Origin of the sequence: Streptomyces sp. NPDC102437, assembly GCF_044765565.1 — a bacterium.
Classification (GTDB): Bacteria; Actinomycetota; Actinomycetes; order Streptomycetales; family Streptomycetaceae; genus Streptomyces.
Window position 1 is genome coordinate 1 of the sequence record NZ_JBIWKI010000082.1, and the last position, 14,116, is coordinate 14,116.

Here is a 14,116-nt window from a genome sequence, read left to right on the forward strand (position 1 = left end):
CGCAGCCCCATCGCCTACGAACAAGCACTCCGAACAACATCAACTACGCTGGCCGAAGCCGCATAACCCGTGTTCAGGATCAGGGGTCAAGGCCCAGCCCGGATCGCCCCCCGCACCCTGGAACAGATCCGAGCCCGCTTGTCCGACGAGAACCACCCAGCAGATCAACCCTGACAGTTATTCAGGAACAAGCCCCGGCGGTGCCGGAGTGCTGCCGGGGCACCCCGGCCGAGGTGATGCCCTTCTTGACGAAGCCGGTGTCGTCGGTGATCAGGATGTCGTCGTCGGCGCCGAGGTGTTCGGCGACGTATCCGACAGGAGGTGCTGCAGCCCGTCGGGGGTGGAGTGCCCGGCGAACTCGGCCAGTTGCCAGGAGTTCTTGCGCCCCACGGGTCCGGGCAGACCACGGACGTAGTCCCGCATCCGTCGTCTGGGCTCGACGCGGGGAAAGCGGTGCCCGATCCGTTACAGGGGTGGCTGATGGTCGGCCCAGGGCTGAGTGACTTCGAGTTGGTGGGCGAGAGCCAGGAGGGTCTGTTCGCTGCCGAGACCGCCGACGAACTGGACGCCCAGCGGGAGACCTGTTGGCGTGCGGTACAAGGGGACGGACATGGCCGGCCGGCCCGTGATGTTGGCGAGCTGAGCGAAGGGGACGGTCGCGAGGTGGGCAGTGACCTGGTCGGCCCAGAGCTTCGTCCTGGAGAAGGGGCCGAGAAGTCGCACTCGCAGCAGGAATTCACCCAACAGGCGGGTGGCACGGGGGGTTTCCAGTTCCCCGACGCGTACAGGAGCCCGCGCCAGGGACGGCGTGAGCAGCATGTCGTAGCGCTCGTGAAATGCCGCCAGCGCACGGGTGTGCGTGTTCCATCGCTGGTGTGCGGCCGTGTACTCGGGGGCCTGCACCGCCCTTCCCGCAGCTGCGAGCAGACGGCTGTCGAGTTCGATGTCTCCGGTACGGGCGCCTGTGGTGCGTTGGATTTCCGCGATGGTGGCGGCGACTTCGACCGACCACATCAGCGAGAAGTCCTGGGCGAGCTGATGTCCGTCGATATCCAGCTCGACGGGCTCGACCTCGTGGTCCAGTCCGGTGAGCAGGGTTACGGCATGCTCGACCGCCGTGACCGCCTCGTCGCCGACGGAAGTCCCGATCGGGGAGCTCGTCAGGTATCCGATGCGCAGTCGGCCGGGGTCTCGACCGACCAGATGTGCATAGGGCTCGGCGGGGAGGGTGGACAGGTAGGGACCGCCCCTGTCAGGGATGGCCGTGAGGACGTCGAGCATTCCCGCGGTGTCGCGCACGGACCGGGAAATCACGCCTTCGGTCGCCGCGCCGAGCAGATACTCGGCATGGTGCGGGCCGCAGGGCACTAGACCGCGGCCCGGCTTGAGCCCGAACAGGCCGCAGCACGCCGCCGGAATCCTGATGGACCCACCTCCGTCGCTGGCCCCGGCGACCGGAACGATCCCAGCTGCCACCGCCGCTGCGGCACCCCCGGAGGACCCTCCGGGGGTATGACCCAGATTCCACGGGTTGCGGGCCGGGCCGGCCGCGGCGGGCTCGGTGACCGGCTTGCTGCCGAACTCTGGTGTGTTGGTTTTCCCGAAGATCACCAGTCCGGCGTCGAGCCATCGCTGCACGACCGCACTGTGGGCCGGTGCGACATGCCCGCGCAGGGACCGTGAACCGCCGGCTGTGGGCAGTCCCGCGTAGTCCTGCATCAGATCCTTAATCAGGAAGGGCACACCGGCGAACGGTCCGGACAGTTCCGTTGCGGCCCGCTTCTGCGCGATTTCGTACATGGGATACACAATCGCGTTCACCTGGGGATTGACCTGTTCTGCCCGGCCGATCGCCACCGCAAGCAGCTCTGCGGCGGACACGTCGCCACGGGCGACCAGCTCGGCCAGGCCGACCGCATCGAAGTTCCGGTACTCGCTGTATTCCATACCACTCTCTTTAACTAGAGGTCTTAGTTTTAAGGGTGAAGGAGGCCACGGAGCCCGCCTTCAACATTGGAATCACCGCACTCATCCACGGCCTGGAGCAACGGCTGAGAGCCCACCTGCGCGCCACTGCCGCGGAGTGAAAACGCATCGCTGCCGGAACGGACGGTGACGGCCATCCACTCCACTCACCCACTGACGCTCTATTCCGCAAGCGCCGAGGTTGAATCAATCTCTCAGCCGGGCAGTTTCCAGGTGTAGGAGTGTGGGCCGGGGCCGCAGGGGTGGACCGTGTGGTCGGGGAGGTGCACCGTTGCGCGTGTTCCCGGTGGGATGGTGACGTTCAGTTCGCCGCCATCCCCGTTGTCGCGCCAGTCGCTGCCGACGAGGCCGTAGGGGGTTTGAAGGGTTCCTTCGGCGGTTTTGATGGCGCCGCCGGTGACGGGGGCGATGCGGATGTGGCGGTAGCCGGGTTCGGCGGGGGTGATGCCGAGGAGTGTTTCGCGCAGCCAGCAGGCGATGCTGCCGTAGGCATAGTGGTTGTGGGAGGCGGTTCCTTCTCCTGTTTCGGTATAGCCCTCCCAGGTTTCCCAGATAGTGGTGGCGCCCAGTTCCACCTGGTGGAGCCAGGACGGCGGGGAGCTCTGCAGCAGGAGTTTGAAGGCGGTGTCGGCGTGCCCGGTGTCGGTGAGGACCTGGAGCAGCATGGGGGTGCTCAAAAAGCCGGTCGCCAGGTGGTGGCCGGCTTCTTCGATGAGGCTCACCAGCCGGGCGGCAGCGCGGGGGCGTTGCGCGGGGCGCAGCAGGCCGAAGGCGAGGGCGCGGACGTAGTCGTCCTGCCGGTCAGTGCCGATGGTGCCGTCGGGGTGGAGGAAGGCAGCTCGCCATGCCTCGCGGACGTTCTCGGATAGCGCGTCGTAGTGGTGGGCGTCCCGGTCGCGCCCCAGCACGGTGGCTGTTTGGGCGAGAACGCGCGAGGAGTGGGCGAGGTAGGCGGTAGCTACGACGGCGCCGCGCATGGTGCCTTCCAGAGCGTTGGCGGGAAACTGTTCGCCCGGTCGCAGCCACTCGCCCCAGTGGAAGCCGCTGTCGAGAATGTACCGCTCCAGGGTCCCGGCGCGGCGGCGGGATACGCGGCGGGGCAGGCCGCGCCGGCTGCGGGCGATGCGGGCCATGTACTCGACCCAGGCGCGCATGCTGGGGTACTGCCGCTCCAGGATGGCCTTGTCGCCGTAGTAGCGGAAGAGGTTCCAGGGGATGAGGACGGCCGCGTCGCCCCAGCCGGTGGAGTTGGCCAGGGTACGGGCCAGCATCCAGGTGGCCCGTCGCGTGGAGGTGGTGGACGCCTCGGCGGGGACGAACGGGGGCACCCGGCCGTCGGGGAACTGCTCGAGGGCGAGGTTGCGCAGGTAGCGGGTCAGGAAGGTGTGCGCGTCGACCATGCCAGTGGCGGTGGGCGTGAATGCCTGGATGTCGCCGGTCCAGCCGGAGCGTTCACGGGTGGGGCAGTCGGTGGGGGTGTCGGTGAAGTTGGAGCGGGTGCTCCACAGCACGTTGTGCCACAGCCGGGTCAGCCGTTCGTCGGAGCAGGCGAATGTCCCGGCCTGTTCGAGCTGTGAGGACAGCACCACGGCTTCGATGTCGTCGGCGGTCAGGTCCTGGGCGATGCCCTGGATCTCGACGTAGCGGAAGCCGTGGATGGTGAACCACGGCTGGTACCAGGTGTCGGTGCCGTTGAGGGTGATCTCGTCACGCTGGTACCAGGGCTTGCTCTTGTCGGCGAGGATGTAGTCGGTGTCGAGTTCCCCGGCGGGTGTGAGGAGTTCGCTGTGGGTGAGCCGCACGCGGGTGCCGGCCGGTCCGGACAGACGGAGGCTGACCACGCCGGACAAGTTCTGTCCGAAGTCAGCCAGTTGGCGGCCGCTGGGGGAGCGCCAGATGCGTGCTGCGGGCAGCCGGTCGATCTCGCCGACGCGTGCGGTTTCCTCGGCGATCAGCCGTCGGGGATGCGAGGGCAGCGTGTGTGCGGGGCTGAAGCGGTCCGGCGGCTGGGGGGCGGTGAGCCAGTCGCTGTCCGGGACGCTCAGGTCGGCGTGTTCGCCGTCCTTGGGATCACAGCGCGTGATGCGGCCCGTGCCCGCGCTCCAGTCTTCGTCCGTGGTGAAGCACACCGAAGTACCGTCGGCGAGGTCGAGTTCGACCTGCACGAATCCGGCGAGCCGGGTGCCGTAGACGCTGCGGCGGGAGAGCACGCCCAGTCGGCCGCGGTAGCGGCCGTCGCCGACGGCGATGCCGACGATGTTGGCGCCTTCACGGAAGTGCTCGGTGACGTCGTAGGCCTGGTATTCCACCACCTTGTCCAGTGGGGTGAAGCGTGGCACCAGGGCGGGGCCGGTGAGGTCGGTGCCGTTGACGAACAGCCGGTACCAGCCCAGCGCGCTCGCGTAGGCGCGTCCGCGCACGACAGCGGCCGGCAGCTGCAGCCGGCCGCGCAGGTATAGGGCCGCCACGTTGTCGGCGGTGACCGGTGGGCCGCTGATCCACGATGCCCGCCACCGCCCGCCGTCCAGGACACCGGTCTCGAAGACGGCCGGCTCACTCCAGTCACTGGCGGCGCCGCCAATGTCGTGGAGCCTGGCACGCCAGGCATAGCGTGTGCAGGAGGCCAAGGGCGGCCCCGCGTAACGTACGCCGGTCTGCTCGTCGCCCACGACGTGCCCGCTGTCCCACACCAGGGTGCCGTCGAAGTCGCCATCCTCTGCCACTTGGATCGTGTAGCCGCCCTGTTCCGCAGGGGATGTTGGGGCGGCCAGTTGCCAGGAGAAGGACGGCATCGGGTCGTCGATGCCCAGCGGGGCTCCGCGGCCGTTGGTACGCAGCCTGACGGCGTGCACGATCCTGGTGGTGGACGGGGCGGACGGGATCACGCGGTGTCTCCGATCAGTGCGGGGTGGAGCTGGGGCCAGACGGCCCGGGGCTCGGGCAGGAACGTGAACAGCGACCAGGTGTGCACCAGGCCCTCGCGGACGACGATGTCCACGGCTGCGCCCTCGGCCCGGGCACGTTCGGCGAGCCGTGCGGCGTCCGGGTAAAGGACGTCGAGGGTGCCTGCATAGACGGTGATGGGCGGCAGAGCGGTGAGCGGCCCGAACATGGGGCTGGCCATGGGGTCTGCGGGATTGAGGTCCCCGGCCCACAGCCGTTCGCAGGCGCGCGAGCCAGCCACGCTCAGCAGCGGGTCGTCCATCTCCAGGCTCGCGGGGTCGTCGAGCGTGACGTCCAGCCAGGGCGAGATGAGCACCAGCCGGTCCGGTGGCGTCTCTCCCCGGTGGACCAGGTGCTGTACTGCGGCCAGCGCCAGGTCACCGCCCGCGGAGTCGCCGGTGACAGTGACAGCTTCCGCCCCCCGCCGTGCGGCCCGTGCTGCCCTGCGCGTGGCTAGGCGGGCCAGCAGGCTGGATGCCCACAGGCGGTTGTAGCGGACCAAACGTGCGGCCTGGACCACGGCACGGTGCTGCCGGCTCGTCTTCACGTTCCCGCTCATGTGATCACCTCAGGGGAAATGTCGACCGCACGCACATCGGACGAGGGCGGTCGATGGTCGAGTTCACGCGCTTTGGACAGGCGCGGGATCCACAGCAGGCCGATGAGGGAGGCGCCGAGGGCCAGGGCGAGGACGAGAGAGAACAGCAGGGTCGGGTGGTGCCGGGCGAGGGCGGGGGTGGCGAAGGCGAACCCGGCGGCGACCACACGGTTGAACGCGAAGGTCGTTCCCTGGACCGTGGCGCGCAGCAGGGTCGGTACCAGTTCCTGCGACCAGACCTTGTACATCGTCTCTCCTGCCAGGCCCGTGCTGGCGGCCAGCAGGACGCTGGCTGCTGCGAGTGTCGCGGCGGTGGGGCCGAGGAAGACGGGCAGGGCCCATGCGGTGATCAGGAGCGCTGAGCCCACCGCGAACCACCGGCCGCGCGCAGACGTGTCCACCACCCGCAGCAGGATCAGGCCCGTGCCGGCGGCGAGCGGTATGCCGAGCAGGGAGAGGAGCGACCACGTGGCCGCGGAGTGGTCTGTCAGGTGGGTGAAGATGTAGGACCCGAACTGCCCAAGTGTGTTGGCGCCTACGCCCCACGCCGCGTAGTACAGGCCCGTCGCGGCCACTGCTGCGATCACGGGCTTTCGGAACACGGGGCCCGGGCGCCCCCGTCCCGCGCTGTCCGCGGCTGTCTTGTCCGCCGTCGCCGTCGTCTGCCGCGCCCGGGCCCACTCCGCCGACTCACCCAGCGTCATGCGCAGCACCAGCACGACGAGAGCCACGACCAGCAGGTGCGCGAAGAGAATGCGTGCACCGAGTGCCCCCAGGTCGGCAGTGATCGCGCTGAGCAGGGAGGCGACCAGGATCCCGGTGCCCCACAGCAGCTCCGAGAGCGCGACCATTTTCCCCTTCATCCCCTCCGGCGCTTCTTCGTTGATCATCGCCAAAGAGGCCGGCAGGTCGGCGCCGACCGCCGCGCCGATGACCGTCGCCCCGATCCACACCATGGCGGGACCGGTTGCGGCGATCAGAACAGTGGCACCGGCCGCGAAGAGCATCAGCGAGAGCGTGAAGACCTTCCGCCGCCCGTAGCGGTCGCCGCTTCGGCCGCCCAGGACCGCTCCGGCGGCCACCATGAGCGTCTGCACCCCCAGGATGCCTCCGACCGTCCCGTCGCTGAGATGCATGGATTCCTCGAACAGCGTGCCGATGGCCAGGCCGGAGGAGATGAGCGCCCCGGCGTCGAGGTAGGAGGCCATACCGGCGAGCAGTGCGACCTTCCACGGGCCGTTGGTGCGTTTTTGCTCGGACATCGGCTCCCCAGTCCTCATTGACTGCACCTTCCTCCGCCTGTTCCGCACGACCAATACTGACAGGCGTCACTTACGCGGGTAAGCGGGTTGCCAGCACCGTAGACTGCGAAGATCGGGGAAGACAACCCACACGAACGGAGCTGTGCGTGACGTCACGCCAAGGCCGAGGGGCAGCGCGACGCGCCACCAGCGTCGACGTGGCGCGCGAAGCGGGCGTGTCGCGGGCCACGGTGAGTTACGTCCTCAATGACACCCCGCACCAGAAGATCCCCGAGGCCACCCGAGAGCGCGTACGGGAGGCCGCCGCCCGGCTGCGCTACTCGCCCTCGGCCGCGGCCCGGGCTCTCAGCCGCGGCCACAGCGACATCGTCCTGGCCCTCCAGCCCGCCGAACTGCCCCCGCACGAACAGCTCGACGCGCTCATCGAGCACTTCGCCGACGCACTGGCGGACACCGGGCTGACCCTGCTGACCTATCCGTGGGCCCGCGGCCGACGCACACTGGACCACCTGTGGCGCTCCGTCACCCCGGCAGCGGTCATCGCCTTCCAGCTCGACGATGACGAGAGAACGGCGATGCGCGAAGCGGGCATCACCGTGATCATGGAACTCTTTGGCGTCGACGACCCCTTGGCCCGGTGGGTCCAGAGCATTGAGCACGACATCGCCCGCACCCAGGTCGACGCGCTCGTTGCCACAGGGCACCGCCGTCTCGGCTACGCCGTCCCCGCCGCCCCCAGGCTCCAGCACGAGGCCGAGCTGCGCCTGCACCACACCCGCCGCGCCTGCGCCGCGCACGGACTGCCCGACCCAGTTGTCCACACCATCCCCCACACGCCCGAGGCGGCCGCCGAGGCCATCGCCGACTGGCTCCGGCAGGACCCGGCCGTGACAGCGGTGTGCGCCTACAACGACATCACCGCTCTCGCGCTCCTCGCCGGTCTGCGCCTGAACGGGCTCGCCGCCCCGGACGACCTCGCTGTCATCGGCGTCTACGACATCGCAACCGCCGCACTCACCGATCCTCCGCTCAGTACGATCGCCATCGACTCGCAGGCGATGGCCCAGTACGCAGCCACCACCCTGCTGCACTGTCTTCGAGGCGCACAGGAACCCAAGCAACCCGGACCCGGCGTCACCCGCCTCGTCACACGCCGCTCGACTTGAAAGCGTGTCCAGCTCAACCCGTGAGGGGGTTGGACCACGGTGCTGTGCTCACACAAACGCCCCGGGGCAAGCCGGGTTTCAAGATGCACGTCCTGTCGGACGCGAAGGGGTTGCCCCTCGTCGTCGGGCTCTCCGCTGCCAACACCCACGACAGCCACGGCCTGAAGCCCATGATGGCCGGTCTTCAATCGAGACACGACCCCCACCGCGGCTGGAACCTTACTGACTTCGGCGTATTAGGGTCTGTCCGGTCTGTCGAGAGCGAGGCCCGTCCCGGCGAGGATCCGCCGAGGATGCCGTGCCGGTACTGCAGCGCTTTGAGCCGCCTGCGGAGCAGAGTCTCCAGCTCGTTGAGGGTGCGGGCGGCCAGGTTGGCCAGGCTCCGCTTGATGTGCGCCCACAGGCCCTCGACCGGGTTGAGGTCGGGCGCATACCCGGGCAGCAGGACCACCGTCAGCCAGTCCCGCTCGGCAACGAGTGCCTTCATCGTCTTGGAGATGTGGGTGTTCAGCCGGTCCCACACCACGATCAGCGGGGCCTTGAGCAGTTGGTGGGCGCCATCCAACAGGCGTATGTAGTCCGCCTCGCCCAGCGAGCGACGCTCGCCCTTGCGGCCGGTGTGCCGACGCAGCCGGTAGCACAGACGGGCGGGCAGGCCCGGCCGGAAGCACAGCAGACCGGCCACCGAGAGACGTCCCCGGCTACGGCCGGACACCTTGACCCTCGGGGTGATGCCGCGCCGGCCCCAGGTGCGGCCCTTGGGCGGCCGACCGGTCACGCCCGCTTCGTCCTCGAAGCAGATGAACGCGCCGGTCGCCGCCCGGAGGGTTTTACCTCCCGCCAGGTCGCCTCCCGCCATGCGGTGATCGCGTCCTCGTCGCGTTCGGCGGCGGGCCGGGCGGGCATCTGCACGCTGTAGCCCATGCGGTGCAGCAGCCGAGTGACCCCGGAGACGCTGTAGGAGAGGTGGAACTTCCGCCCGATCAGCGTGCGTACCCGCGCGGCGGTCCACACCTGGTCGTCCGCCCAGCCGTGCGCGGCCGGCCCCTCATCAAGCCACATCGCGAGCTTGGTCTGCAGGTGTGGGCCGAGCCGACAGTCGTAGCCGCAGGGGCCTCTGGAACGCAGCGCCTCGCGTCCGCCCGTCCTCCAAGTGCGGCGCCACTGGTAGACCGACTTCTCGCTCACCCGTAACTCCCGGGCGATGCACGGGACTTCCACGCCCCCATCGAAGAGGTCGACGGCCCGCATCCGTACCTCTTCCCGGCGCCTGCGCTGCTCGGCGGTCAGCCCGCCCCCGTCCGGATACCGCATGCCTCCGGCGTACCAGCCCGGACGGACCGCGTCACCCCTCCCGACACAAATCCAGACCCCGAAACGCCGAAATCAGTAAACCCCGCAAACTCCACGCGGACAAGGCCTACGGCATACCTGAACTGCGGAGATGGCTCCGAGGGAAACGTATCGGCGTCCGCATCGCCCGCAAAGGAATCGAATCCAGCGAACGGCGGACGCCGAAGGTGGGTACCCAACGTCGTGGCTGACCGGCTACTGCAGACTCAACCACCGCTACGAACGCCACCCCCGCAACTACCTGGCCTTCCTCGGCCTCGCCCTCTGCTGCTACCCACCAGTCGGAGAGGCGGGGTCCCATGCGCAAACACTCGGACAGCACCGCCCCGGCCGCGGAGGGAAGCGGCCTCCAGTCGCCTGTCTACGGCCTTCCCTCCCCGGCCCTGCTGGCCAGCGCGGACCGGGCCTTTGCCCGGTTCCTCGGTCAGCACGGCGAGGACCAGGACGATGAGGCCGACGGCGGCGAGGACACCCAGCGACTTACCGGGTCACGTCCTGCAGATTGATCACAGCCGGATACGTGACCTATCTCCGCAGTTGCTCGGGGGCGAGCAGACGCTGGGGCAACTGCTGTGCACCGGGCAACTGCGACGCGCCAGGGGCCCGCTCGGCCGGGGCACCGCTCAGCGCTCCGTCCATGTATCCAAACAGTGCGTCACCGATCGGGTTCGGCAGCGGCTCGCCGTCATCGCCGAACCGCTCGTACTTCATCAGGTTGTAGCCGATCACGGCCTGGCGGCGCCCGTCCTCCGTGGACATCGCCCAGGTCCCCGCCCCGAACACGCCACCGTCGTGGCCCCAGTACCAGCCGCCGCTGGGCATCTTGAGGGTGTACAGGCCAAGGCCGTACCGCATCGCCACCTCCTGTCCCGCATCCGGCTCGTACGGGGGAACCGTCGTCTTCATCTCCCGCAGCTCCGCCGCGCCGAGCAGCTTCCCGCCCAGGAGCTGGCGATAGAAGTCGTTGAGGTCGTTCGTCGTGGAGACCATCGCACCGGCTGTCCCGGCCCAGGACATGTCGTAGACGCTGTAGTCACGCGCCGGTTCGATGGTGCCGTAGAACGACTCGTACATCTTGGCGTGCGGTCCTGGGATTCGGGCGGAGCGCGGGAAGTACGTGTGCCGCAGTCCAGCCTTGCGAATGACGTTCTTGGTGATGTACGACTCCGGGTCCTGGTCCGTGACCTTTTTCAACAGCAGCCCGGCGATGATGTAGTTGGTGTTCGCGTACGAGTGCTTGCCGCGCGGCGCCGGCGGCTCGGCCGCCAGGCCGAGGCGGACCAGCTCCTCTGGGGCCAGCTTGCGGAACTGGCCCTCGTCCAAGGCCTGTTCCGGGTTTTTCACCAGCTTGGGGAAGGCGGGCAGTATGTAGTCCGCGATGCCGCTCGTGTGGTTGAGCAGCATCCGCACCGTCACCTTCCGGCCCCGCTCGCCCGGCACCAGCTCCGGAAGGTAGTCGCCGATCGGGGCGTCCAGGTCGATCCGGCCCTTGGTCACCTGCTGGAGGACAGCCACCGAGGTGAAGGTCTTGGTGATGCTGCCGATCCGGTGCTCGTAGTCGGGGCGCATCGGCCGTCCGGTGTCGATGTCGGCGACGCCTGCCGCCCCCCGCCACCGCTCGGAGCCGTCCCTGACCGATGAATAGGCCCCGTACATCCCCGCCTGGTGGAACGCCTCAAGCGAGGCGCGTAACGCCTTCCGATCGAGGTTGAACGTGGTGGAGGCGGCGGATGTGGCGGTGGAGACGGAGGCCGGTGGCGGGGCGGTGGCCCCGGCCGGAAGCGCACCGACCGCCAGCGACAACAGGGCCGCCGATGCCGCGGCGGCCAGGCGCGCTCTCCGGCGGTCGGCGCAGGTGCTCGGGTGGGTGTTGCGCATAAGCGGATCCCATCTCATCAGGTGTGCATGGCAGATACCTCTATCCTCTGCGCGCCACACCGACCATCCGTCCACCCTCGGAACGACCTTGTTCACAGGAAGAGATGACATTTGTCAGGTACCGGCCCTCCCTAAGCTTGGCGTTTATGCTGCCTGCCGCTTTGAGGCGGACTGCGCAGTGTCCGATTTGCTTTGCTTTCCAACGGGGGGCTCGCGGGCTCGGCACCTGTTCTTCGAGCCGATCGGCCGGCCAGGGGCCGCGGTGCCGGATTTCGGTGCGCTGGTCAGCTGAGGGGTCTTCCTGTGGAGGCGGCGAAATCCTCGGCGGACGCGCGAGGGCGTGAGGCGTCCGTGTCGTGCCGGCCGTTCCCATGGCCGACGGAGGTCTTCGGCTGTGGGCCGGGGGAAGCGTAGTTGGGTGTGGGCGGCGAGGACGCAATGCCGCGAAGTTAAGGGCCCGGAGGCGATGTCAATGTGCAGCCCCTTGCCGGGCCCCGGATCGTCCCAGCCGCCCCGCTGCGCACCCCGCCGACCCACCGCGCCCACGCCCACGCCCACGGCATCCCTCCCCGTCCATTCCCCTGACCCTCATGATCACCCCGACGAGTCCGGCCCGGCAACGGCCCGTCGGCCAGGGGCGCGAGGCGTGCCACGAGTCAGGGGAGAGCGCGCACCGGGTGCGTTTCGCGAATTTCTGGCAACAATGTCGACTCCCCGCCGCGGTCTGCGCACTCGCCGGGGCGCTCGCCCTCGCCTTCTCAGAGTTCGCCGGGGCCTGGAGGCCCCAGCCACCGCGGCTGCCCGCGCTGAAGACGACGTCTTCGCCAGTCGGAAGTGATGTCGCAGAGTGCCGCTGGGCTGGGGGCGGAATCAAGTAGGTGCTGCCCTGCTCGGTGAGTCCGTGCCCCGCCCGATTCCGGGCGGGGCACGCCCGCGTCCGGAATCGGGCCGACTGGCCATGGCGGCGCCACGCGTTGGGGCCACTTCGAGTAGTGCCGACGGTTCCGAAGTCGGCCCCCGAAGGACTTCCGGGACGAACCACTGCCGTACAGGACAATGGCGCGCGGCTTCCTCCCGCAGGCCCTTCACCCGCACCCGGGCAGCCGCCTCCCGCTCTTCCAGCATTCCCAGCACTGACGCCACCGCGCACCCCTCGGTCATGAAGCGGACACAAGACGCCGCATGCATCCCTCACCTCGAGCGAAACCATGCCTGACCAGCAGAAATCAACGGATCACGTTCGGTTGAGACACGGCTTCTTATGTCAACGCCGTTGACCGGGTCGGGTGTGGCTTGTTTAGGATCCGCCGTCCGCCGCGCCAGCCCTGCAGCCTTACGGAGTGCCGTGATTGCCTCAGAGTCGCAGACCGTCGTCGGGTCGGGTTTCACTCCCGCTCTCGACTTCGCTTTCGAGGTCCGTGTCTTCCTCGCTCCCTCTTTGCACATCGGGCATGGTGCCGGCGAGATTACCGAGTACGTCCCCATCACTGGGGGCACTGTTGATGGACCCCGCCTGCGCGGCACTGTCCTGGCCAGCGGCGGCGACTGGTGCGACAGACGCCGCGGGGTCTACCAGCTCGATGCCCGATACCTCCTTCAAGCCGATGACGGCGCGGTCATCGACATCACCAACCGCGGCTATTACCACGAGGACGATCCCACTGTCCCTGCTCAGTACGACGGCGTCCTGCAGGTGTCCGAGGCGGGCGTGTACTACCGAACCTCCCCCGTCTTCCGTACCGACGCCCCCGCCCATCTCTGGCTCGCCCGCACCGTCTTCATCGGTCTCGCCCGCGGCGACGACTCCGAAGTCGCCATCCGCTTCTATTCCGTGGCCTGACCGCCGTCGCGAGGGCGTGCAACCGAGATCATCCCAAGCCAGAGGACACCTGTCCGTCCAAAGCCGCATCCGCCAGCACAACGAGGCGGTAGATCCGGGCTCTTGACTCTGTCGGGGATCTTGGAGTTACCGAGGTCAGCTGCCCAGGGTTCGCCAGGACCTCGGCCAGGGGATCTCGTGCTGATCGAGGTAGTTCTGGAAGGCGGTCGGCCGGCGGCGCGGGGGTGCTTCCGCGGTCGGTCGCAGGCTGCTGAGACGCTCGATGTTGACGGCGATGGCGGTCAGGACGTGTTGGAGGTGGGCCTTGTCCTGTCCTCTGTAGCGCCTGCGGCGCATGCCGTGGCCGTGGGCGAACTCGTTGACCGTGCCCTCTACTCCTGAGCGGACCGCGTAGCGGGTCTTCCACTCGGGCGTTTGTTGCTCGGTTCGGACGCGGAGTTGAAGGTCGCGGAGCTCGCGTGGAGGAAACCCGACGTTGCGGGCGCCTTCGCGGGAGGTGGTGCACTGGGCGCGGGCCGGGCAGGGGTGGCACTGGGCGCGATCGCACGCACGCCGAAGTCCTGGGTACGCAACAGGGCGATCTCTTCTCGCTCGGCGAACGACAGGTAGCGGCCCGACACCGTCGGGGCAAGGCACGGATTCACTCCGCCAGCATGACGAAACCACCGTGAACCCACGGCTGGGGACACCCCGACCCGAGGCCGCAGCATCCACCGAGCTCAGCCCACGCTCAATCCCCTGCCAGAACCGGACCAGACCCTCACGCCACGCGAGACCCGGCCGACCCGGCGAGGGCATCTGCCCGCGGTACTGCCGGACCGCCCGCTGCCGATTACCCACACCCACGCGCAAACCTCCAGCTCACGGGGTGTTGCGACGATCGATTGAATCCGCCGAATACACGTCAGACCAATTCCGGCGAGGGGTACGGGAGTTGAGCCTGCGGCAGAGCTGCGGCCGCACCGGATCGTGCTTCGACAACGCCGCCGCGGAAAGCTTCTGGGCTCTGCTCAAAGAAGAGATCGGCACCCGCACCTGGCCCGACCGGGCCACCGCGCGCGCCGACGTCTTCGCCTTCGTCGAGACCTTC

12 protein-coding genes and 3 pseudogenes are annotated in these 14,116 nt (G+C 68.6%); 5 read left to right on the forward strand and 10 right to left on the reverse strand.

The genetic code is table 11. From position 1 onward, the window contains the following. Window positions 1–270 precede the first annotated feature (270 nt). The 5 genes from ACIRJP_RS40380 to ACIRJP_RS40400 form a co-directional block, all read right to left on the reverse strand. The gene (locus ACIRJP_RS40380) at window positions 271–423 is read right to left on the reverse strand and encodes a hypothetical protein (RefSeq protein ID WP_404185909.1); all 153 of its coding nucleotides are present in this window, start codon (window positions 421–423) and stop codon (window positions 271–273) included. Window positions 424–465: 42 nt separating this feature from the next. Beyond that, window positions 466–1,947, reverse strand: a complete 1,482-nt coding sequence (locus ACIRJP_RS40385; protein WP_404185911.1) for an amidase — start codon at window positions 1,945–1,947, stop codon at window positions 466–468. Between the two features lie 233 nt (window positions 1,948–2,180). Continuing rightward, complete coding sequence (locus tag ACIRJP_RS40390; RefSeq protein WP_404185913.1) at window positions 2,181–4,871, reverse strand: family 78 glycoside hydrolase catalytic domain; 2,691 nt, start codon at window positions 4,869–4,871, stop codon at window positions 2,181–2,183. Next, the gene (locus tag ACIRJP_RS40395) at window positions 4,868–5,488 is read right to left on the reverse strand and encodes an alpha/beta hydrolase fold domain-containing protein (protein WP_404185915.1); all 621 of its coding nucleotides are present in this window, start codon (window positions 5,486–5,488) and stop codon (window positions 4,868–4,870) included. The genes ACIRJP_RS40390 and ACIRJP_RS40395 overlap by 4 nt, the downstream gene beginning before the upstream one ends. Next, window positions 5,485–6,789 carry an MFS transporter gene (locus ACIRJP_RS40400; protein WP_404185917.1) on the reverse strand — a complete coding sequence of 435 codons (1,305 nt, stop codon included), beginning with the start codon at window positions 6,787–6,789 and terminating at the stop codon, window positions 5,485–5,487. The genes ACIRJP_RS40395 and ACIRJP_RS40400 overlap by 4 nt, the downstream gene beginning before the upstream one ends. Before the next feature lie 146 nt (window positions 6,790–6,935). On the opposite strand from ACIRJP_RS40400, the gene ACIRJP_RS40405 reads away from it, so the two are divergent. Both ACIRJP_RS40405 and ACIRJP_RS40410 read left to right on the forward strand, forming a co-directional pair. Next, window positions 6,936–7,955 carry a LacI family DNA-binding transcriptional regulator gene (locus ACIRJP_RS40405; protein WP_404185919.1) on the forward strand — a complete coding sequence of 340 codons (1,020 nt, stop codon included), beginning with the start codon at window positions 6,936–6,938 and terminating at the stop codon, window positions 7,953–7,955. A 62-nt stretch (window positions 7,956–8,017) separates the two neighbouring features. Continuing rightward, window positions 8,018–8,167 (forward strand): annotated as a pseudogene (locus ACIRJP_RS40410) (transposase); the annotation flags it as partial. Here ACIRJP_RS40410 and ACIRJP_RS40415 read toward each other — a convergent pair. Both ACIRJP_RS40415 and ACIRJP_RS40420 read right to left on the reverse strand, forming a co-directional pair. Further along, complete coding sequence (locus ACIRJP_RS40415) at window positions 8,140–8,814, reverse strand: transposase (RefSeq protein ID WP_404185921.1); 675 nt, start codon at window positions 8,812–8,814, stop codon at window positions 8,140–8,142. The pseudogene ACIRJP_RS40410 and the gene ACIRJP_RS40415 overlap by 28 nt on opposite strands. Next, window positions 8,730–9,269: a winged helix-turn-helix domain-containing protein gene (locus tag ACIRJP_RS40420; protein ID WP_404185923.1), complete on the reverse strand. Its 540-nt coding sequence runs from the start codon at window positions 9,267–9,269 to the stop codon at window positions 8,730–8,732. Before ACIRJP_RS40420 ends, ACIRJP_RS40415 begins: the two co-directional genes overlap by 85 nt. Window positions 9,270–9,301: 32 nt before the next feature. Here ACIRJP_RS40420 and ACIRJP_RS40425 point away from each other — a divergent pair. Both ACIRJP_RS40425 and ACIRJP_RS40430 read left to right on the forward strand, forming a co-directional pair. After that, a pseudogene (locus ACIRJP_RS40425) lies at window positions 9,302–9,582 on the forward strand (IS5/IS1182 family transposase); the annotation flags it as partial. A 25-nt stretch (window positions 9,583–9,607) separates the two neighbouring features. Further along, window positions 9,608–9,814, forward strand: a complete 207-nt coding sequence (locus ACIRJP_RS40430) for a hypothetical protein (RefSeq protein WP_404185925.1) — start codon at window positions 9,608–9,610, stop codon at window positions 9,812–9,814. Window positions 9,815–9,833: 19 nt separating this feature from the next. Here ACIRJP_RS40430 and ACIRJP_RS40435 read toward each other — a convergent pair whose 3' ends face one another. Next, on the reverse strand, window positions 9,834–11,186 hold the full coding sequence (locus tag ACIRJP_RS40435) for a serine hydrolase domain-containing protein (protein ID WP_404185927.1): 1,353 nt from the start codon (window positions 11,184–11,186) through the stop codon (window positions 9,834–9,836). 1,345 nt (window positions 11,187–12,531) lie between these two features. Between ACIRJP_RS40435 and ACIRJP_RS40440 the strand changes: the two genes are divergently transcribed. Then, entirely contained in the window at window positions 12,532–13,026 is a 495-nt protein-coding gene (locus ACIRJP_RS40440) for a DUF3237 domain-containing protein (RefSeq protein ID WP_404185929.1), read from the forward strand. Between the two features lie 135 nt (window positions 13,027–13,161). On the opposite strand, the gene ACIRJP_RS40445 is transcribed toward ACIRJP_RS40440, so the two are convergent. Continuing rightward, the gene (locus tag ACIRJP_RS40445) at window positions 13,162–13,662 is read right to left on the reverse strand and encodes a transposase (RefSeq protein WP_404185931.1); all 501 of its coding nucleotides are present in this window, start codon (window positions 13,660–13,662) and stop codon (window positions 13,162–13,164) included. Next, window positions 13,563–13,872: pseudogene (locus ACIRJP_RS40450) on the reverse strand (helix-turn-helix domain-containing protein); the annotation flags it as partial. The gene ACIRJP_RS40445 and the pseudogene ACIRJP_RS40450, both read right to left, overlap by 100 nt. Window positions 13,873–14,116: the final 244 nt, after the last annotated feature.